Origin of the sequence: Blautia sp. DFI.1.216 (assembly GCF_020594215.1) — a bacterium.
GTDB classification, from domain to species: Bacteria; Bacillota; Clostridia; order Lachnospirales; family Lachnospiraceae; genus Blautia_A; species Blautia_A wexlerae.
Map to the genome: position 1 here is coordinate 1 of NZ_JAJDML010000060.1, position 20,910 is coordinate 20,910.

Consider the following 20,910-nt stretch of genomic DNA (forward strand, 5'->3'; position numbering starts at 1 on the left):
CCGAGACATACAAGCCAAAATTCCATTGCCGCAGGCAATCTGGAATGAATTTTGGATACGTTACTGTGAACGGAGTGAACAGTAACATAACGAAGTAAACAGTAATACACACTCTGGACATATCAGATTGTACAGAAAAAAGAATTGTGATAGAATAGGCGCGTAAAATATGTTACTGTACATAAGACAATGAAAGACGGAGAACAGAATGAACGCAAATTTTGAATATTATAAAGTTTTTTATTACGTATCAAAATATGAGAATCTGACAAAGGCAGCATCAGTATTAAAGACCAGCCAGCCGGCTGTGACCAGGACGATACATAATCTGGAAAATATATTAGGGTGCAGACTGTTTACCAGAAGCAAAAGTGGCATGAAACTGACTCCTGAGGGAAAGATTTTCTATCAGTATGTAGCAGCAGGCTGTGCTCAGTTTTTCAAGGCCGAGGATAATCTTAATAATCTGATCAGCCTTGAGAACGGGACCATTTATATCAGTGCAACAGAGACAGCATTGCACTGTTATTTGTTCGAGGCAGTCAGAGACTTTAATATTCAATACCCGAATGTGCATTTTAAAATTCTTAATAACAGCACTACAGATTCTGTAAATGCCTTAAAAGAGGGTAAAGTAGATCTTGCAGTTGTATCTGCTTCTTTACAGTTAGCAGAGCCACTGAAAATGAAAGTAGTGCGAAAGTATAGGGAAATTCTGATCGGAGGCAGTCGTTTTGCGGAGCTGAAGGGGAGGAAGACTTCGTTGGAGGAACTTTCAGCCTATCCATGGATCAGCCTGACTTCCGAGGCAATCAGCAGGAGATTTTTGAATGAGTATTTTTCAAAAAATGGACTGCAGTTTTCACCGGATGTAGAGCTGGCGACTACAGATATGATTCTCCCGGCAGTACGGTATAATATGGGAATCGGATTCCTGCCAGGAGAATTTGCCGGAGATGATCTGGAATCCGGAAAGGTTTTTGAGATAGATGTAAATGAAACACTTCCGGAGAGAAGCATTATTCTGATCCATGATACAGAATATCCTCAAAGTATTGCATCTAAAGCATTCCAGAAGTTTTTGGCAGAACGGAAAGAACAGAACCGCTGAAATAGAAAAGTCATCAGGAAATCCACATGATGTGAATCCTGATGACTTATTATATTTATAAGGAATTTATCATCTGTTAGACGGATTTATTTATGCCACTCCCAGTTTCGAATCTCTTCCAGATCCTGGCCATATTCAGCAATATACTGTTTGTGCTCAACAAGCTTGTCATTCATCTTCTGGATTAAGAAGGAACCTTTGTTTCCAAGCTGTGGAAGATGCATGATGGCATCCTTTACAAGATTGAAACGGTCAATCTGGTTCTGTACACGCATATCGAATGGTGTAGTAATAGTACCTTCTTCCTGATATCCGTGAACAGAGATATTGTGGTTGTGACGCTCATAAGTAAGCTCATGGATCAGTGTTGGATATCCATGGAATGCAAAGATGACAGGTTTATCTTTTGTGAAGATTGCATCATATTCTGCGTCACTTAAGCCGTGTGGATGTTTGTGGTCAGATTCCAGTTTGAACAGGTCGACAACGTTAACAACACGGATCTTAAGTTCCGGCATTTCATCACGAAGGATAGTAACTGCAGCCATAATCTCAAGTGTAGGTGTATCACCGCAGCAGGCCATAACAACGTCTGGTTCTTCACCACAGTCATTGCTTGCCCACTCCCAGATACCGATACCCTGTGTGCAGTGCTTAACAGCCTGCTCCATGGTCAGCCACTGGCAGCTTGGATGTTTGGAAGCTACAATTGCATTGACATAATTCTTACTCTTGATGCAGTGATCGAAGCAGGAGAGTAAGCAGTTAGCGTCCGGTGGTAAGTACATACGAACTACGTCTGCTTTTTTATTGGCAATGTGATCCAGGAATCCAGGATCCTGATGAGTAAATCCGTTGTGGTCCTGCTGCCATACGTTGGATGTCAGGATGAAGTTCAGGGATGCGATGGGCTGTCTCCAGGAAAGCTGATTGCAAACTTTCAGCCATTTTGCATGCTGGGCTGCCATGGAGTCAACGATACGGATGAAAGCTTCATAGCTTGCGAAGAAGCCATGACGACCTGTTAACAGGTAACCTTCCAGCCATCCTTCACACATATGCTCACTGAGCATACTGTCCATAATACGTCCGTCTCTTGCGAGGCAGTCATCAGTATCAAGCATTTCTGCGTTCCAGTCACGTTTCTGATATTCAAATACTTTGTACAGACGGTTGGACATGCTTTCATCTGGTCCAAAGATACGGAAGTTCTTGTTTTCTTCATTCAGTTTGAAGATGTCGCGGATGTATCCGCCAAGTTCGATCATATCCTGAGCTTTTGTTTTGCCAGGCTGTACTTCAATACCGTAATCGCGGAAGTCCGGAAGACGAAGATCTTTCAGAAGAAGTCCGCCATTTGCATGTGGGTTGGCACCGAGACGTGCATTTCCCTTAGGAGCCAGTTCAGCCAGTTCCGGGATCAGGCGTCCGTTTTTATCAAACAGTTCCTGAGGACGATAGCTTTCCAGCCACTCCTTCAGAAGTTCAAGATGTTCCGGTTTTTCCATAGTGATCGGAACCTGATGAGCACGGAAAGAACCTTCAATCTGAAGTCCGTCAACAACCTTAGGACCTGTCCATCCCTTAGGAGTACGAAGGATGATCATTGGCCATACCGGACGTTCCGGATTATTGTTCTCACGGGCGTTCTTCTGGATTGCTTTGATTTCTTCAATCACTGTGTCCATTGTTTCGGCCATCTTCTTGTGCATTGTCATTGGGTCGTCACCTTCAACGAAATATGGTTTCCAGCCACAGCCCTTGAAGAAGCATTCAAGTTCTTCATGAGAAAGACGGGAGAAGATAGTCGGGTTGCTGATCTTATATCCATTTAAGTGAAGAATAGGAAGTACAGCACCGTCTGTAATCGGGTTCAGGAATTTGTTGGACTGCCAGGATGTCGCCAGAGGACCAGTCTCAGCTTCACCATCACCTACAACAGTAGTTGCAATCAGATCCGGGTTGTCAAATACAGCTCCGAAAGCATGAGCGATGGAGTAACCAAGCTCGCCACCTTCATTAATGGAACCAGGTGTTTCCGGTGCGCAGTGGCTTGGGACTCCGCATGGGAAGGAGAACTGTTTGAACATTTTCTTCATACCTTCCTCATCCTGGCTGATGTTAGGATAAACTTCGCTGTAAGAACCTTCCAGATAGGTGTTGGCAATCATGAAGTTTCCGCCATGTCCAGGACCGGAAAGCAGGATCATATCAAGGTCATAACGTTTGATGACACGGTTGCAGTGTGCATAAACGAAGTTCTGTCCCGGTACAGTTCCCCAGTGACCAACAATTTTTTTCTTGATCTGATCCATAGTTAATGGCTCTCTCAGAAGCGGATTGTCGAGAAGATAGAGCTGTCCGGCAGACAGATAGTTAGCTGCACGCCAGTAAGCATCGATTTTGTCAAGCATTTCCTGGTTTAAAGGCTGCTTTTCCAGACATAATTTGTTGTCTTCCATTTTCTTACCTCTTTCTTTGTCTTTGATGTGTATAGCTTAAGATGTCGAAGATATCTGTATAAGAAATTTTCTGATGGTAGTTAATGATAAACGTTTCTTAACAGATAAGTTGGAGTGTTACTTTGTTATTTTTTAACCGAACACATCCTATCATATCAGAAATGAAACGTAAAATAGAAATATTGCATTGTAATTATAAGTTTTTGATATGGATAAAAAATAAGCTCCTTCTGATGAAATGCGGAGCAGTTATTCGGTATAGAGCTGCGTAGCGAAGCAGATTGTGAATATCCGCTTGACGACAATTCTCTGAGTGGAAATGATTGGTGTTTAATATGGAAGATGACGAAAAGAACTAAGCAATGATTAGTAATTTTCACGAAAAAATGGATAACATGAAAGTTGTATTGCAATTTGCACAAAAAATATATATAATAAAAAAAACAATTGCGCATAAGGTATAGAAAAACTGCTTATATGTACACTAGTACAGCGTTTCGTAAATAACTATACCAATCACGTAGGATGCGGATTCGAGTGTGCTGGTATAAAAACGCAGGCGTAGCGGGCTACGCTGAGGCTTTTAGACCTGTGCAATCGGATTCGCAGACAAGTGAGTGGTATAGTTATTTCGAAAACGATGTACTAGATAAAGTATAGGCGGTAAAAGTGAAGAATGGCGAAGGAGACAAGAATCATGGGAAAAAGAGCAGCAGGAATATTAATGCCGATCAGCAGTCTTCCATCAGACTATGGCATCGGATGTTTTTCCAAAAGTGCATATGAATTTGTAGACTGGTTAAAGGAAGCCGGACAGACTTACTGGCAGATTCTGCCATTGGGACCGACCAGCTATGGAGATTCTCCATATCAGTCTTTCTCTACATTTGCAGGTAATCCATATTTTATTGATCTGGATACACTTGTGGAAGAAGGAGTTCTTGATAAGAAAGACTGCGAGAAAGTTAACTGGGGAAAGAAGCCTGATGAGGTAGATTATGAAAAAATCTACAAAGGCCGTTATCCTCTTCTGAGAAAAGCATACGAGAACAGTGATATCAGCAAGAATCCTGACTATCAGAAATTCGTAGCAGAGAACAGCTGGTGGCTGTCAGATTATGCTCTGTTTATGGCAGTAAAAGACCGTTTCGAAGGTGTAGAATGGACCAAATGGGCTGAGGATATCAGACTCCGCTGGAACAATGCCATGGATTATTATCGTGAAGAACTCTATTTTGATATTGAATTCCAGCAGTATATGCAGTTTAAGTTCTATGAGCAGTGGATGAAACTGAAATCCTATGCAAATTCAAAAGGAATCCAGATCATTGGAGATATTCCGATTTATGTTGCAATGGACAGTGCTGATGCATGGGCGCATCCGGAGCTGTTCCAGCTGGATCAGGATAATGTACCACTGGCAGTAGCAGGATGCCCTCCGGATGGATTTTCTGCAACCGGTCAGTTATGGGGAAATCCGTTATATCGCTGGGATTATCACAGAAATACAGGATATCAGTGGTGGATTTCCAGAATGAGTTACTGCTTCAGACTGTATGATGTTGTAAGAATCGATCATTTCCGCGGATTTGATGAATATTTCTCTATTCCATACGGAGATAAAGATGCAAGAGGCGGACACTGGGAAAAGGGTCCCGGAATTGATCTGTTCCGTAAGATTGAACAGGCGCTTGGATGGAAGCAGGTTATCGCAGAGGACTTAGGATATATGACAGATTCTGTACGTCATCTGGTATATGAGAGCGGCTTCCCGGGAATGAAGGTTCTGGAATTTGCGTTTGATTCCAGAGATTCCGGATGTGCCAGTGATTATCTGCCACATAATTATCCGGAGAACTGCGTGGCATATACAGGAACCCATGATAATGAAACTATCGTGGGATGGTGGAAGAGCATCACAGCAGCTGAGAGAAAACTGGCGAGAGATTATCTGTGTGATCATGCAACACCGGAAGAAGAACTGTATAAATGTTTCATCAGTCTGATCATGCGCAGTGCTGCGCGTGTCTGCGTTATCCCAATGCAGGACTATATGGGACTGGACAACAGATTCCGAATGAATAAACCATCTACAGTTGGTACGAACTGGAAGTGGAGAATCAAGAAGAGAGATCTTACAAAGAAACTCCAGAAGGAAATATATGATGTGACACTTCGTTACGGACGTAAGAACTGGGATTAAATACATAATGAAATAATTGGAATAATGACAGCGTTTCGGATATAAATAATATTCGGAACGCTGTTTTTTTAACCGAATCAAGCAGTTATTTGGTTAAAAAAGCAACGAAGTGGTTGATTTTATCTGTTTTGTTTTATCCAGTCAGAGTCATTTGTCAGAGGGAAAAAAGGACAGTTTTGCAAGGTCTTTATTTTTGTATGAAAAAGAAAACATTGAAATTGTTTTGACGGGCGTACAATTGAAAAAGAAATGCATTGATTTTCGGGCAATGTCTGATAAAATATTAACCAGAAAAAACAAAAGAACAGATTTTCAGGAGGGAAAATAAATGAACTATAACAGATTAGAAAACAGTCTGATCGATGTGATCAAAGAGGAACAGGCGAAGCTTGGATATATGAAGGAGAAGATCAGCCTTTATTATCCGCTCAGTTCCCTGAATCATTTCTTTGGCAATAAGACGGATGCTGCAGGCATGATAGAGATTTTAAAAGATTTTCCTTCTTATATAGAAGAGAAATTTGGTGAAGTAGCAGTATCACACAGAGGAGATCGTTTCTGCTTCACTGTTTCGGAAAAAGCTTCCGAATATGTACATAATAATATGAAAGAGAATGAATTTATCAAGGCATTGATCGAACTGGTTGGCAGACATGGATGTACGATAGAGGAAATTAAAGAACTGTTCCATTCTTATTCAGATAAAATCATTACTGAACCAATGGATAACGAGGAGTTTGATGTGATGATCCGCTTTGATGACGGATCAGATCCTTATTATTATTGTTTTAAAGATGAAGGATGCCATATCATTTACCACAGATTTCTGCCGGAAGACTATGCAGATTTTGGATTCTGATAAGAATGAGTGAAAAATTTTCCAACTGTCGGATCAGCAAAAATATATGTGATATTTGCAACAAAAGTATGTTATTTTTTTGTCAAATATCAACAAAAATAAGTCGAAATTCTATATTGACAGATAGTCTCAATAATGGTAATTTTTATTTGATTTAATGTTTTCATTTATAGAAACAGGTAACATTTTATTACATTATTTTACAGGAATAAAATAGATAAAATTGAGTTGACAGTTTGGAGGGAAAGATTAAATGAGAAAAACCAAAATTATCTGTACAATGGGACCGTCTACTGATAAGGGCGATGTTATGGAGCTGCTTGTGAGAGAGGGAATGGACGTAGCACGTTTCAACTTCTCACATGGACCTCACGATGAGCAGAGAGGCCGTATTCAGAAACTGAGAGAACTTCGCAAGAAATATGACAGACCTGTTGCAGCACTTCTTGATACAAAGGGACCGGAGATCAGACTTGGATGCTTCAAGGATGGCAAGGTTTCTCTGGAAGAAGGACAGATTTTTACATTTACAAATAAAGACATTGAAGGAACTAATGAGCGCGTAAGCATTACTTATAAGGAACTTTATAAGGATGTACAGCCGGGCGGACACATTCTGGTTGATGATGGTCTTGTGGATCTGGAAGTTCAGGATATTCAGGGAAGAGATATTGTATGTAAAGTTATCAACGCAGGCGTGATCGGTGATAAGAAAGGTGTCAATGTTCCAGGGGCAAACCTGAAGATGCCATTTATCAGCAAGAAAGACCATGATGATCTTCTCTTTGGTATCCAGGAAGGATTTGACTTCGTTGCAGCATCCTTTACACGTACTGCAAACGATATCCGAGAAGTTAGAAAAATCCTGAAAGAAAATGGCGGTGAAGAGATTCAGATCATTGCAAAGATTGAGAACCAGCAGGGCGTTGACAATATCGACGAGATTATTGAAGCTGCAGATGGTATCATGATTGCCAGAGGTGACATGGGTGTTGAGATTCCGCCGGAATATGTACCTGTTATCCAGCAGAAGATCATCCAGAAAGTTTACACAGCAGGAAAACCGGTTATTACAGCAACACAGATGCTTGATTCCATGATCTCTCATCCGAGACCAACCCGTGCAGAGGCTACAGACGTTGCCAATGCGATTTTCCAGGGAACAAGTGCTACCATGCTTTCCGGAGAAACAGCAGCAGGTAAATATCCGGTACAGGCACTTCAGATGATGAGCCGCATTGCAGAACATATGGAACAGAATATTGATTACAATACAATCTTTAAGAAAACAGACAGAAATGAGAATCCGGATATTACAAATGCAATCGCACATGCAACCTGCCTGACAGCAATCGACCTGAAGGCCAGTGCAATCCTTTCAGTGACAAAATCCGGAAGTACAGCTCATATGATGTCCAAACACAGACCAGGATGTCTGATCGGTGCATGTACAAGCTCTGAGAGAGTTCTTCGCCAGCTGAATCTGTCCTGGGGTGTTTACCCGATGCTGATCAAAGAAGAATACAGTTCTGAGATCCTTTGCCTGAGAGCAATCGAGGCAGCACAGAAGCATAAACTTGTAAAAGTTGGTGACACTATTGTATTTGCCGGTGGTGTACCGCTTGGAATTCCGGGAAGAACAAACCTGATCCGCGTCTGCACGGTTGAGTAAGTCAGGAAAATATCAGTAGTTGAAGTGGGAAACTTGCCTGATTCGATAAAAAATAGTATTTTCAGAAAATATAAGATGTAAAAGACACAGGGGTCTGCCGTCAGAAAAGTATGACAGAAAATATTTTCTGACAGCAGTCCCTTGCTTGTGTTAGAGGAGAGAATTGTTATGAAAACAAATGAGGAAGAAGATTCGAGACATATTTTCAGAGGAGAGCTGGCATTGGTGATAGCAGTCATGATCAACAGTCTTGCTGTTATTCTGATGCTGTATTCTGGTTCAGGAATATCTGCCATATCCAGTGTTCCTTATGCATTTGAAAAAGTATTTCCGGTAATTACACTGGGAACATGGACTTATATTTTTCAGGCACTTCTGATCTTAAGTCTGATGATACTGAGAAAAAAATTTGTACCTGCTTATCTGTGCAGTTTTCTGGTTGGATTTGCATTCAGTGAGCTTTTGGATGTTAATGAGGCATGGATCAATATCCTGCCAAAGACAATTCCACTCAGAGTGTTATATTTTGTGATCAGTTATCTGCTGATCTGTATAGGGATCGCACTTTCTAACAGATGCGGTCTGCCGATTATTCCTACAGATCTGTTTCCTCGTGAACTGTCAGAGATTATAAAGGTGAAATATTCTAAGATCAAGGTTTCTTTTGATGTGATCTGTCTGATGATTACTGCCTGTATGACAGGGCTGATCCTGGGGCATATCAACGGACTGGGAATCGGAACAGTGATGGCGGCATTTACCATGGGAAAAGTAATTGGATTGATTGGTGATGAGATGGATAAGCACTTCCGGTTTGTGAATTTCACTCAGCACTGTTCACTTCATGTACAGTAACAGAGTTTCTTCATTGCAGGATTTTTCTTTCTATGATATACTTGACGCATTATAGAAGTAAAGATATCATAAGAAATCTGTGATGGAAGTATGTTGCAACTCTGGTATCTGAAAATAATATATTAAGGAATAGTGATGCAGATTATGAAACGGTTGCTCATAAAAAACAAAAGAAAGCTCTGGCTTTGGTTTCTGCTCCTTGTTTTTTTGTTTCTGGCATGCAGAGCTGCTTACATTACAGGCAGCAAAGCAGAACAGACCAGAAATAATGAAGTAGAAGAAAGGCAGGCAGATAGTCGGTCAATACCGAATGAAATGGAGATATTATGTTGAATCAATTTTCAAGAACAGAGCTTCTTCTGGGAAAAGAAGCAATGAATAAACTGGAGAACTCCCGCGTGGCAGTGTTTGGAATCGGAGGGGTTGGAGGATATGTATGTGAAGCATTGGTCAGAAGCGGTGTGGGGACCTTTGATCTGATCGATGATGACAAAGTATGCCTGACGAATCTTAACAGACAGATTATTGCCACCAGGAAAACTGTTGGTCAATATAAAACAGAGGTGATGCGGGACAGGATCCTGGACATTAATCCGAAAGCAGATGTGAGAATCCATAACTGTTTTTATCTTCCGGAGAATGCTGCTGATTTCGATTTTAGTGAGTATGATTATGTGGTAGATGCTGTGGACACAGTGACTGCAAAGATTGAACTGATCATGCGTGCAAAAGAGGCAGGGACTCCTGTTATCAGCAGTATGGGTGCAGGAAATAAGCTGGATGCCAGTGCATTTCGGGTGGCAGATATCTATAAGACGAAGGTGTGTCCGCTGGCGAAGGTTATGCGCAGAGAGCTGAAGAAGCGTGGTGTGAAAAAACTGAAGGTTGTTTATTCGGAAGAACAGCCGATCAGACCGATTGAAGATATGGCAATCAGCTGCAGATCGCATTGTATTTGTCCTCCGGGTGCTGCGCATAAGTGTACGGAGCGCAGAGATATTCCGGGCAGTGTGGCGTTTGTGCCGTCTGTCGCCGGGCTGATTATTGCAGGAGAGGTTATTAAAGACCTGACTGCAGAGTACAGAAGATAAGAAGTGTTTATTTTGAGATGTGTATGGTGTCAGAAATGGTATGGTGCACATCTTTTTTTGCGGGAAATATTTGGAATCGGATGGGGGTATTACTTTTGGGATTTTATAGAATTGTTATAGGGAAAAAGTCAAAATAATATAAAAATTTATGGGATTTTCAAAAGATAATGAAAGAAAAAGGAGAGAATCTGTGATACACTGTCATTATTGACGGATAGAAATCTATTAGAACTGTGGAGATATAGAAGTTTGGTGGATCAATGTCTGAATGATGTCAGCTTAATAAATTTCAGATTGGAGGATATAACATCGGATGAAAACAAATTACAACAGAACAGTGCAGGCCTGTTTTATCGGATATGTAGTGCAGGCCATTGTGAACAATTTCGTTCCTCTGCTGTTTCTGACATTTCAGGGCAGTTACGGGATTTCGCTGCAGAAGATCACACTTCTGGTTACTTTTAATTTCGGGATCCAGTTGCTGGTAGATCTGGCATCGATTGGATTTGTGGACAGAATAGGTTATCGTGCATCTATGATCCTGGCACATGCAATGGCGGCTGCAGGTCTGATTTTGCTCACAGTATTGCCGGAGTGCCTGGGAGATCCGTTTGTGGGACTTCTCATTGCAGTTATGATCTATGCCATCGGAGGCGGATTGCTGGAGGTGCTGGTAAGTCCTGTGGTGGAAGCCTGCCCTACAGATAATAAGGAAAAAGCAATGAGTCTCCTTCATTCCTTTTACTGTTGGGGACATGTGGGAGTGGTACTTCTTTCTACATTATTCTTTCGTATTTGCGGGATTGCAAACTGGAAATATATGGCGCTGGTGTGGGCATTGATTCCCATTGCAAATGGAATCTTTTTTACCAGAGTTCCCATTGCTCCACTGCTGGATGAGGGTGAAAAGGGGCTGACTATGGGAGAGCTTTTTAAGAAAAAAATCTTCTGGGTTCTGATGTTAATGATGCTCTGTGCAGGAGCCAGTGAGCAGGCGGTAAGCCAGTGGGCTTCTACTCTGGCTGAGAAAAGCTTTGGAATCAATAAAACTATCGGGGATCTGGCAGGTCCCATGGCGTTTGCAATTCTTATGGGAAGCTCAAGGGCATTTTATGGGAAATTTGGAGATAAAATCAATCTGGAACGCTTTATGCAATACAGTGCAGTTCTGTGCATGGTTTCCTATCTGATGATCGCATTTATCCCGGTACCTGCGTTGGGAATCCTTGGATGTGCGGTTTGCGGTCTGTCTGTAGGTATTATGTGGCCGGGAACCTTCAGCATGGCGGCTGCCTCAGTAAAGCGTGGCGGAACAGCCCTGTTTGCCCTCCTTGCCCTTGCTGGAGATGTGGGATGCTCATCCGGACCAACCTATGTGGGGATGATTTCAGGAGCACTGAATGATAATCTGAAACTTGGAATCTTTGCGGCACTGATTTTCCCTGTGTTGATGATAATGGGGATTAAGATGATTGGAAGTCTGCAAAAATATGATTGAGATATATTAAAAAGTATGGAACGATTAATTTTTCATATTGATGTAAACAGCGCATTTCTTTCCTGGGAGTCAGCCAGAAGGGTAAGCCAGGGGCTGCCGGATCTCAGGGAGATTCCCTCCTGTGTGGGAGGAGATCCAAAGAAACGGACAGAGTACACACGCTGTTCCCGGACGAAATACCGGAGAAAATGTGGCCACTTCCTGTCCGTAACCTGTTATTTCTGGGAAAAGCCTCCGAGCAGAAGCTTCTGAATCAGGGAATCCGTACTATTGGTGATCTGGCAAGGGAACGGGAAGCAAATGTACAGCTCTGGCTTGGAGAAAAACCAGAGCACAGATGAAAAATGAAGACAGACAGGAAGAATAAAAGCGCAGAGATGATACTTTTTCTCTGCGCTTTTATAGCGGACTGTTATACATATTTCAAAAATTCTTCATCCTGGATCCGGGAAGTATGGATGGCATTTTGGATAGCCTGAGCCATGACTTCTGCGGCGAGAGTTCCTGCCATATTGATATCTACAGAAACATCGCCAATGCTGGCAGCATAGATGGAATCGCCGTCAGCCATAGTTGCTACAGGATTGATGCATCTGGCATAGGCACAGCGGGTCATAGAGGCAATTTTATTCAGTTCAGCCTTTGAAAATGCCCCATTGGTGATCACAGCCCCGATGGTGGTATTGCCGGTAAACTGGTCATGAGGTGTCATAAAGCGGTATAATTCGTGGACACTATCCAGAAACCCGCTTCTGTCAGGCGTTTTCAGCCCTGCGATTTTCTGACCATTTTGTGGACTAAAGATATCTCCCAGTGCATTGACAACGACAATTGCGGCCATCTGGAAATTTCCCACTGATACAGCGGCAATACCAAGACCTGACTTCATGGATTGTTTCATACCGTAAAGTTTTCCCACAGTTGCACCGGTACCTGCACCGATATTTCCGGTTCTGGTATCTGTTCCTGCAAATGCCTGACGGCAGGCTTCTTCGCCCATTTTTGCAGTTGGACGTATTTTAGGATCTCCGTAAGAGAGGTCATAGATACAGGACTGGCATACAAGAGGAACCAGGGCTGCACCGGTGTTATAACCGATATTTTGTGATTCCAGATAGTTCATCACACCGTCAGCAGCAGCCAGTCCATAGGCAGAACCTCCGGACAAGACAATAGCATTGATGGGATTGTCGGCAGTGACAGGAGAGGTGAGAGGAGTTTCCCTGGAAGCAGGACCGCCACCGCTGATATCACAGCCAACTTTTGCACCCAGTGGGAAGTAAAGAACGGTTACCCCGGTCTGGGCATTATAATCGGAAGCATGACCGATGCGTAAATTTGAAAGATCTGTAATAGAAATCTCTTTTAATAATGACATAAAAATCTCCTTTGTATTAACCGAATCAGGTAGGGTTCCTGCTTTAAATGTGCCGGATAAAAAAATCCTGACTACAGTGACAATGTAGTCAGGGTTGTTTGGTAAACGGCTGTTCTTTTAAAGATTATGCACGTTTCAGTGCCACAGAAAGTGCCTTGGAAACGATGCTTCCCACTACAAAGCAGAAGCCCGCTTCGATCAGTCCCTGAACGCCCACAAAAGCAGCAACGAAGACAACAGGATTGCTTACTCCAAGACTGGAAACAATACCCTGAATGTAATCTGTGTTGTAGAAGAAGAGACATAAAAAGCCCATGAAGAAGAAAGTATTCAGTAACGGGCATGCCAGTGAAGCAACGTAATAGGAAAATTTCTTCGCCGGTGATTTATATAATGCTGCGAAAATAAGTCCTGTGATCCATCCTTCCAGCACACGTGCCACGATACATACAATAAAAGTGCCAAATGGATTAATGTTAAAAAGTGCAGCAGCGAAAGCTGAACTTCCTGTGACAGCCATATAGAAGCTGGTTGCACCGAAAGCAAGTCCGCATACAGCACCACCTTTCGGTCCGAGGATGATAGCGCCTACAGCTACCGGGATGGTGAGAAGAGTGATGGATAAGCCGGGAGTACGAAGGTAGCCCAGCGGGGTAAAGGACATGAGCAGAATAATGGCGATCATCATAGCCAGCTCTACCATGTAAAGAGTGCTGCTTCTTTTTGTTGCAGCCGTTGTTGTAGTGGTTGTTGTTGTGTTCATATGAATTCTCCTTTTGGTCTGATAAAACGGCGCAATGCGTCCCCTGCTTTTCAGACAGTTTAGAGTATGGGGATCAGGCGTTATGAAAAATATGCATCAGAACAAAAGAAAAATTTCCGGTGTGTAGACGCCTTACAGGTCGCCTCACAAATTTAACCAGACTGTGAAGTGGATGACTTTATCCACCAGACTGTCAGATGTGGAAATCAGATGCATTTTCTTTCGAATAACGCTCTCGTAAACAATAACACATTTGATTAAAAACTGCAATATTTTATAGTATGTTTGAAAATAAATACAGAATATAGAGGTGTTTCTATATCCTGTAAAAAATATTGATTATGAGATTTAGCGTTCCATCATGCTGATGGATTCAATTCCCACACTTCCACCACGTACTACTTCGATTCTGTGGAATTCTTCCTTGATCAGTTTGACAACTGCATCATTCTTGATGGCTGTCTGGACAAATTCCAGAAGCAGGCTGTCTTTGCCGTAGTCAATGACTTTTGCCTTGAAGGTTTCTGCAATTTGAAACAGCTCTGCTTTATCTTCCCTGGAGCAGTTGAAAACCTTGATGTAGAGAATTTCTTTCATTCTGACAAATACATCTGTGAAGTCGATTACCTTGATAACCTCGATCATGCGGTTTAATTGTTTTTTGATCTGTTCAAAGGTTTTATCATCGCTGACTGTTGCGATAGTCATTCGGGATACTGTAGGATCCTCGGTGGTTCCTACAGTAAGACTGATCTATCACGAGATATGTAAATGGTTAAGTGAGTTTTGTTAATTAAAATGTACTAAAATGTCGTCTTTTTTGACAAGAAATTATAGAAAATAAACAAAATAACACAATGCAAAAAACAATGCATAAAATAAAAGAATGTCCCTTTGAGGAACATTCTTTTAACGTGTCTGAAGGAAAACTTTTAATCTGGGAAGTTGGTTGTTAAAGATAAGAGTTTCCGGAAACATGAGCTGGTGAACGAATTCTTCGGCATAGGTGAAATCTCCAACATGTTCTTTTCCGTGGCTGTCGCTGGACAAAATAACAGGAAGCTGATATTTCTGACAGAGATACAGGATTCTGGCGGCATTGGCTTTTGTGTCTCCCCGATATCCTCCGGGTGCGAGGGAAGCTTCGTTTATTTCAAAAATAACATTTTCCCGTAAAGCTGCTCTTGCCAGCGTTTCATAATCTACAGGGAAATGTGTATCGTCGCAGTGGCCGAGTATTTTTACAGCAGGATGTTTCATTGCATTGATGTAAGCTTCTGTATTCTGAGATACAGAGCCTGAACGGTAGTTCTGCCGATGCATACTGATGATAGCGTAATCCAGGTTGTTCAGCAGTTCATCTGACAGATCTGTATGTCCTGCACTGTCCAGGATGTTTAGTTCAACTCCGTAAAGAATATCTATGCCGAATCTTTTTCTGGGATAAAAAGGAAGGCTTCTGAAATAAGAAGAAGTTCCGGAAGCCAGAGTTCCCGGGCCGTGGTCAGAAATCCCAAGGAGTTTCAGTCCTTTTTTGCTGGCTGCTTTTGCCATGTCAGAGATGGTACAGGTGGTTCCGTGACCGCTGGCGATAGAATGTGTGTGGATGTCAGAAAGATACATTGTTTGTCTCCTTTCCAGAGCGGTTTCTATATATGATAAGAGCCTTACGGAAGATGCAAAGCTGCTGTTTGATGGTACATTCGTTATATTCAAGTATGACAGATGAGGATTTAAATGTCAATGAGGAAACAAAATAAAAACAACTGAAATACAACAAAAATCAAATAAAAAGCAACACAAATAAACGGCTGATACATGTTAAATTATGTTGACTTCGGGAAAATGAGAAGGTATAATGGAACTATATGAAAACACGGGGGCTTATTGCTGATCAATGACAGCGATGGCACTGTTTGCTTATGTGTAGACAGTTACTTCATGAGAAAGGAGTAACATGGAAAAATTTCAAACATCAGCCATTCCCGGAATTCTCTTATGAATGGCTGGAGGCTGAACTGGATACTGGTATGATTCCACAAATATGGACAGCGAAGAAATTGCTCCTAATCTTTATGACTAATCGATAAGTATATATCGAGAGGAAATGAATCCTCAGAATTAAGTAAAAAAAGTTACCGGGAACAATGTGACCGGTAGCGAAATACAGACGCCGCACTGCCGTATGGCAAGTGCGGCGTTGTTGTTCAAAACTCTGATAGCAGAGTGAAATCAAACAAATATAAATACAGTAACAGCTCAGACAAGATGATGCAAATAAAGACACTTTTTTGGACAAACGAGGTTCTTACCCTGGAGAGCAGATCAGGGTAAAATGAAATCATCAGATATGAAGAGCGCAATTCATATATTGGAGGAAGAACAGTGAAAAGTACGGAACGATTAATTTTTCATATTGATGTCAACAGTGCATTTCTTTCCTGGGAATCAGCCAGAAGGGTGAGCCAGGGGCTACCGGATCTCAGAGAAATTCCTTCCTGTGTAGGAGGAGATCCAAAGAAACGGACAGGTATCGTGGTTGCCAAATCTATCCCTGCAAAAAAATACGGGATCCAGACCGGCGAGCCAGTAGCTATGGCTCTTCGGAAATGTCCCAATTTGGTGATCGTTCCCAGTGATTTTGAATTATACGATAAATGTTCCCGGGCATTTAAAGCAATCTGTGCTTCCTTTGCACCTGTGATGGAATCTTTTTCCATTGATGAGGTATTTCTGGATATGACAGGTACTTCTCTGATCTATCCTGACCCTGTAGCTGCTGCTCATGAGCTGAAAGACAAGATTCACAGAGAGCTGGGATTCACAGTAAATGTAGGAATTTCTACCAATAAGCTTTTGGCAAAGATGGCATCAGATTTTCAAAAGCCGGACAGAGTACACACTCTGTTCCCGGATGAAATCCCGGAGAAAATGTGGCCTCTTCCTATCCGTAATCTGCTGTTTCTGGGAAAAGCTTCCGAGCAGAAGCTTCTGAATCAGGGAATCCGTACCATCGGTGATCTGGCAAGAGAAAGAGCATCCAATGTGCAGTACTGGCTTGGGGAAAAAACGGGACATCAGCTATGGCAATATGCCAGAGGTATCGATGATTCCCCTGTAAAAGCAGTGCCTGATGAGGCAAAAGGTTTCAGCGTGGAAACTACTTTTAACGATGATATTACTTCCATAGAGCAGGTGTTTCCCATACTTTTGGAGCAGTGTGATGTTCTGGCAACCAGAATGCGCAGAAAAGATAAGAAATGCAACTGTATTTCCGTGACTTTCCGTACTTTGGATTTCAGAAACCGTTCACACCAGACAAAGCTGGAAAATGCTACAGATCTTACAGATGAAATTTATATAAATGCTACAAGACTTTTTAAAGAATTCTGGAAAGGACAGCCGCTACGTCTGATTGGTGTGGCACTGACAGGCCTTACAGATGGCACTTATGAACAGATGTCTCTGTTTGAAGATACAGAAAATAAAGAACGCCACAGAAAGCTGGATGCAGCTATGGATGAGATCCGGATGAAATTTGGAAATGATAAGATCACCCGTGCCAGTATTATGAACAGCAATGCACGGATTGGGCGAAAAGCGAAAGCACAGATGAAAAACGAAAAGACGGAAGAACCGTAAGTAAAGGGAGGACTGAGCATTAAGAACAATGCGACAATCCTCCCTTTATAAAAATTTCAGAAAAAGTTTTATCGTTCCATCATACTGATAGATTCGATTCCTACACTTCCTCCACGTACCACTTCAATTCTGTGAAATTCTTCCTTGATCAGTTTCACTACTGCGTCATTCTTGGTTGCTGTCTGGACAAATTCCAGAAGCAGACTGTCTTTGCCATAGTCAATGACTTTTGCCTTGAAGGTTTCTGCAATCTGAAACAGCTCTGCTTTATCTTCCCTGGAGCAGTTGAAAACCTTGATGTAGAGAATTTCTTTCATTCTGACAAATACATCTGTGAAGTCAATTACCTTGATAACCTCGATCATGCGGTTTAACTGTTTTTTGATCTGTTCAAAGGTTTCATCATCGCTGACTGTTGCGATAGTCATTCGAGATACTGTGGGGTCCTCGGTAGTTCCTACAGTAAGACTGTCCAGATTGTAGCTTTTTCCGGAGAAAAGTCCGGAGATTTTGGACAGAACACCTACCTGGTTCTCAACATAGAGAGAAATCCATCTTTTTTTCATTCCTTTATCCATAATAATCTTTCCTCCTGCCTAACAATCCATGATCATATCTTCCAGAGTTCCGCCCGGTTTGATCATCGGGTAGACCATTTCTTCTGGGTCAATGATAAATTCGATTACTGTAGGTGCTTTTGTATTTTTCTTTGCTTCTTTGAAGGCGGCTGCGATTTCTTCTTTCTTTGTAACGCGGATTCCCTTTGCGCGATAGCTTTCTGCAAGTTTAATGAAATCCGGTGTGTACTGTGGATATTCCATGCCTTCTGTGCGGCGGGAAAGTGCTCCGGCGCGCAGGTTGGTCATGGCGTAGCGTTTACCGTAGAAGAGTTTCTGCCACTGGCGTACCATTCCAAGATATTCATTGTTAAAGATACACAGGATTACTGGAAGTTCCTCCAGAACTGCTGTTGCAAGCTCCTGGATATTCATCTGCACACCGCCGTCACCGGAGATAACGATGACAGGCCTGTCAGGATTTCCGATTTTGGCTCCGATACCGCCCGGAAGACCATAGCCCATGGTTCCCAGACCGCCGGACATGATCATCTGTTTGCCCTCTGTGATTTCCGCATACTGAGAAACAAGCATCTGGTGCTGGCCTACATCTGTAACGATAATGCTGTTTTCGAACTGTTCATTGATTTCTTTCAGAATGTCCATTGGACTTAAAACATCGTTTGGACGCATTTTCAGCGGATGTTCTTCTTTCCACTGGCTGATCTGGCCAAGCCACTTGCCTGTAGAGCATTCCTGAACGTATTCATTCATTTTTGTGATAGCTTCTTTTGCATCTGAAACAATAGGAATATCTACCTGAATGTTTCTGGAGATAGATGCGGTGTCGATATCGATGTGTACAATCTGTGCATGAGGTGCAAATTCATGAAGTTTTCCTGTGATTCTGTCATTGAATCTGGTTCCGATAGAGAAAAGGAGATCACAGTTGCTGACTGCCATATTTGCTGCATAGGCACCATGCATACCAAGGTTTCCGATGTAGAGCGGATGGTCTGTGGGGATAGAGCCTTTTCCCATTACGGTTGTGACAACCGGTACTTTTGTCTTTTCCACTACTTCCCGGAAGATTTCATGGGCGCGGGAGATTACTACACCGCCGCCTGCCAGGAATAAGGGACGTTTTGCTTTATTTAAAAGTTTGATGGCACGTTTGAGCTGGCCGATGTGGACATCTGTGTTTGGTTTGTATCCGCGGATGTTTACATTTTTAGGATATTCAGCGCTGCCGAGTTCTGCCATTACGTCCTTTGGAAGGTCGATAAGGACAGGTCCCGGACGGCCGGTGCGGGCAATGTAGAAGGCTTCTTTGATGATACGTCCCAGGTCTTCACGTCTGCGGACAGTAACACCGTATTTGGTGATGCTTCTGGTGATTCCTACGATGTCTACTTCCTGAAATGCATCGTTGCCGATGAGGTGGCGGGCTACCTGGCCGGTGAAGCATACAAGAGGTACGCTGTCATAGTTGGCGGTTGCAAGTCCTGTTACAAGGTTGGTTGCTCCGGGACCGCTGGTTACCAGACATACGCCGACTTTGCCGGTGGTTCTGGCGTAGGCGTCGGCTTCGTGTACAAGGGCCTGTTCGTGACGGGGGAGGATGATTTTGACATCGTCCTGTTTGTAGAGTTCATCACTGATGTCGATGGTACAGGCTCCGGGGTAGCCGAAGAGGTATTCTACGCCTTCTTCTTTTAAGGCTTTGACTAAGAGTTTGTTGCCGGATATTTGTTTCATATTTGGGTAAACCTCCTTTGGGTATGTGGATGGGGACGCTCGGAAATTTATTTGTTTTCGGGTGCGGTTTCGGAGTCTAGGAACTCTAAGTGTCTGAAAATCTGCTAAAACCGTTCAGAAAAATCTCAAACTCGCCGCAGATGCGGCTCAGACAGTGAGATTTTTCTGAACAACGCAGATTTCCAGGCACTAAGAGTTACTACGACTCCTGCAAATGCACCCGAAAACAAATAAATTTCCGAGCTGTGTGTTGGCCAATACAGGGTGGGGCAGAATGGCGCTGCGCTGATTCTGCCGAGTGTGGGGCGGCGGGTTTGATGTGACAGATTAAAGCAAGCACGAACGACTTTTTGACCCTGATATATAAATATAGTAAAAAACGCCCTGGGCTTGTTTGCCCAGGGCGAAAATGTTTCCGCGGTACCACCTGTATTCAGAGTCTGGCTCTGCACTTTGTCAGTACTGATATACTGTGTTCCTGTAACGTGGAACTGACGTTGAAGCCTACTTGGCATGTCCGTTCAGGTCTTGTGGATCAGACGGGATATACGGTTTGGTTCACTGCTCGGGGGCTACTTCCACAATTCGTTCACGAAAGCTCGCACCGACCGCTTTCTCTCTGTGCTTCCCGGGGTTGTGTACTCCTCCCTGTCATGGCATTTGGCTGATATAGGGATATTCATTGTCCGAATAGGGTGGACAAATGTTTTCTTGGGTTACATTATACATTTATAGAGAGGAAATTGTCAACCGGATTTTGGATAATTGCTGTAAAATTTATGTTCCTGAATGAATTTTGGCTACGTTACTGAGAACGGAGTGAACAGTAATGTAATTGACAGATTTCTATATTGCTGATATAAAAAATAAATAATACAGCTGTTTGGAAGGTTATTAACAGTTAAATATAAATTATAAAATCATATAAGCACATGTTGAGTTTTGTAAGATATTAGAGTAGAATATTATTGAAAGGAGTTGATTCTTTGAGTAAATATTATTCTATACATGAATTTTCAAAAATTATAGGCGTATCTGCCCAGACATTACGAAATTGGGAT

15 protein-coding genes, 2 pseudogenes and 1 other annotated feature are annotated in these 20,910 nt (G+C 42.5%); of the genes and pseudogenes, 10 read left to right on the forward strand and 7 right to left on the reverse strand.

Translation table 11 applies throughout. The features are described from left to right. Nucleotides 1-208: 208 nt before the first annotated feature. Nucleotides 209-1,111 (forward strand): LysR family transcriptional regulator, encoded by a 903-nt coding sequence (locus LJE11_RS16455; RefSeq protein ID WP_008706826.1) that lies wholly within the window; start codon nucleotides 209-211, stop codon nucleotides 1,109-1,111. 86 nt (nucleotides 1,112-1,197) lie between these two features. Here LJE11_RS16455 and LJE11_RS16460 read toward each other — a convergent pair whose 3' ends face one another. Continuing rightward, entirely contained in the window at nucleotides 1,198-3,573 is a 2,376-nt protein-coding gene (locus LJE11_RS16460; protein WP_008706824.1) for a phosphoketolase family protein, read from the reverse strand. A gap of 697 nt (nucleotides 3,574-4,270) precedes the next feature. On the opposite strand from LJE11_RS16460, the gene malQ reads away from it, so the two are divergent. From malQ to LJE11_RS20890, 7 genes are all read left to right on the forward strand, one after another. After that, nucleotides 4,271-5,776, forward strand: a complete 1,506-nt coding sequence (malQ, locus tag LJE11_RS16465; RefSeq protein WP_020993574.1) for a 4-alpha-glucanotransferase — start codon at nucleotides 4,271-4,273, stop codon at nucleotides 5,774-5,776. Nucleotides 5,777-6,104: 328 nt separating this feature from the next. Next, nucleotides 6,105-6,635, forward strand: a complete 531-nt coding sequence (locus LJE11_RS16470) for a DUF3877 family protein (RefSeq protein WP_008706821.1) — start codon at nucleotides 6,105-6,107, stop codon at nucleotides 6,633-6,635. Nucleotides 6,636-6,888: 253 nt separating this feature from the next. Next, on the forward strand, nucleotides 6,889-8,307 hold the full coding sequence (pyk, locus tag LJE11_RS16475) for a pyruvate kinase (protein WP_008706820.1): 1,419 nt from the start codon (nucleotides 6,889-6,891) through the stop codon (nucleotides 8,305-8,307). Nucleotides 8,308-8,475: 168 nt separating this feature from the next. Then, nucleotides 8,476-9,162, forward strand: a complete 687-nt coding sequence (locus LJE11_RS16480; RefSeq protein ID WP_020993573.1) for a DUF6198 family protein — start codon at nucleotides 8,476-8,478, stop codon at nucleotides 9,160-9,162. Nucleotides 9,163-9,488: 326 nt separating this feature from the next. Next, nucleotides 9,489-10,253 carry a tRNA threonylcarbamoyladenosine dehydratase gene (locus tag LJE11_RS16485; protein ID WP_008706817.1) on the forward strand — a complete coding sequence of 255 codons (765 nt, stop codon included), beginning with the start codon at nucleotides 9,489-9,491 and terminating at the stop codon, nucleotides 10,251-10,253. 313 nt (nucleotides 10,254-10,566) lie between these two features. After that, nucleotides 10,567-11,751, forward strand: coding sequence for an MFS transporter (locus tag LJE11_RS16490; RefSeq protein ID WP_008706814.1), 1,185 nt, complete (start codon nucleotides 10,567-10,569; stop codon nucleotides 11,749-11,751). 188 nt (nucleotides 11,752-11,939) lie between these two features. Further along, complete coding sequence (locus LJE11_RS20890; protein WP_008706810.1) at nucleotides 11,940-12,092, forward strand: hypothetical protein; 153 nt, start codon at nucleotides 11,940-11,942, stop codon at nucleotides 12,090-12,092. A 71-nt stretch (nucleotides 12,093-12,163) separates the two neighbouring features. Here LJE11_RS20890 and LJE11_RS16500 read toward each other — a convergent pair whose 3' ends face one another. From LJE11_RS16500 to LJE11_RS16515, 4 genes and pseudogenes are all read right to left on the reverse strand, one after another. Continuing rightward, complete coding sequence (locus LJE11_RS16500; protein WP_008706808.1) at nucleotides 12,164-13,129, reverse strand: P1 family peptidase; 966 nt, start codon at nucleotides 13,127-13,129, stop codon at nucleotides 12,164-12,166. Between the two features lie 124 nt (nucleotides 13,130-13,253). Beyond that, nucleotides 13,254-13,892: an ECF transporter S component gene (locus LJE11_RS16505; RefSeq protein ID WP_008706805.1), complete on the reverse strand. Its 639-nt coding sequence runs from the start codon at nucleotides 13,890-13,892 to the stop codon at nucleotides 13,254-13,256. 348 nt (nucleotides 13,893-14,240) lie between these two features. Next, nucleotides 14,241-14,642, reverse strand: a pseudogene (gene ilvN / locus LJE11_RS16510) (acetolactate synthase small subunit); the annotation flags it as partial. A 159-nt stretch (nucleotides 14,643-14,801) separates the two neighbouring features. Then, the gene (locus tag LJE11_RS16515) at nucleotides 14,802-15,515 is read right to left on the reverse strand and encodes a phosphatase (protein ID WP_008706801.1); all 714 of its coding nucleotides are present in this window, start codon (nucleotides 15,513-15,515) and stop codon (nucleotides 14,802-14,804) included. A 762-nt stretch (nucleotides 15,516-16,277) separates the two neighbouring features. On the opposite strand from LJE11_RS16515, the gene LJE11_RS16520 reads away from it, so the two are divergent. Continuing rightward, nucleotides 16,278-17,534: a DNA polymerase Y family protein gene (locus LJE11_RS16520; protein ID WP_008706799.1), complete on the forward strand. Its 1,257-nt coding sequence runs from the start codon at nucleotides 16,278-16,280 to the stop codon at nucleotides 17,532-17,534. 68 nt (nucleotides 17,535-17,602) lie between these two features. Here LJE11_RS16520 and ilvN (LJE11_RS16525) read toward each other — a convergent pair whose 3' ends face one another. Beyond that, nucleotides 17,603-18,112, reverse strand: coding sequence for an acetolactate synthase small subunit (gene ilvN / locus LJE11_RS16525; RefSeq protein ID WP_008706798.1), 510 nt, complete (start codon nucleotides 18,110-18,112; stop codon nucleotides 17,603-17,605). An 18-nt stretch (nucleotides 18,113-18,130) separates the two neighbouring features. Then, on the reverse strand, nucleotides 18,131-19,849 hold the full coding sequence (ilvB, locus tag LJE11_RS16530) for a biosynthetic-type acetolactate synthase large subunit (protein ID WP_008706797.1): 1,719 nt from the start codon (nucleotides 19,847-19,849) through the stop codon (nucleotides 18,131-18,133). Nucleotides 19,850-20,245: 396 nt separating this feature from the next. Further along, nucleotides 20,246-20,513 (reverse strand) — a binding site (T-box leader). Between the two features lie 322 nt (nucleotides 20,514-20,835). On the opposite strand from ilvB, the pseudogene LJE11_RS20895 reads away from it, so the two are divergent. After that, a pseudogene (locus LJE11_RS20895) lies at nucleotides 20,836-20,910 on the forward strand (MerR family transcriptional regulator); the annotation flags it as partial.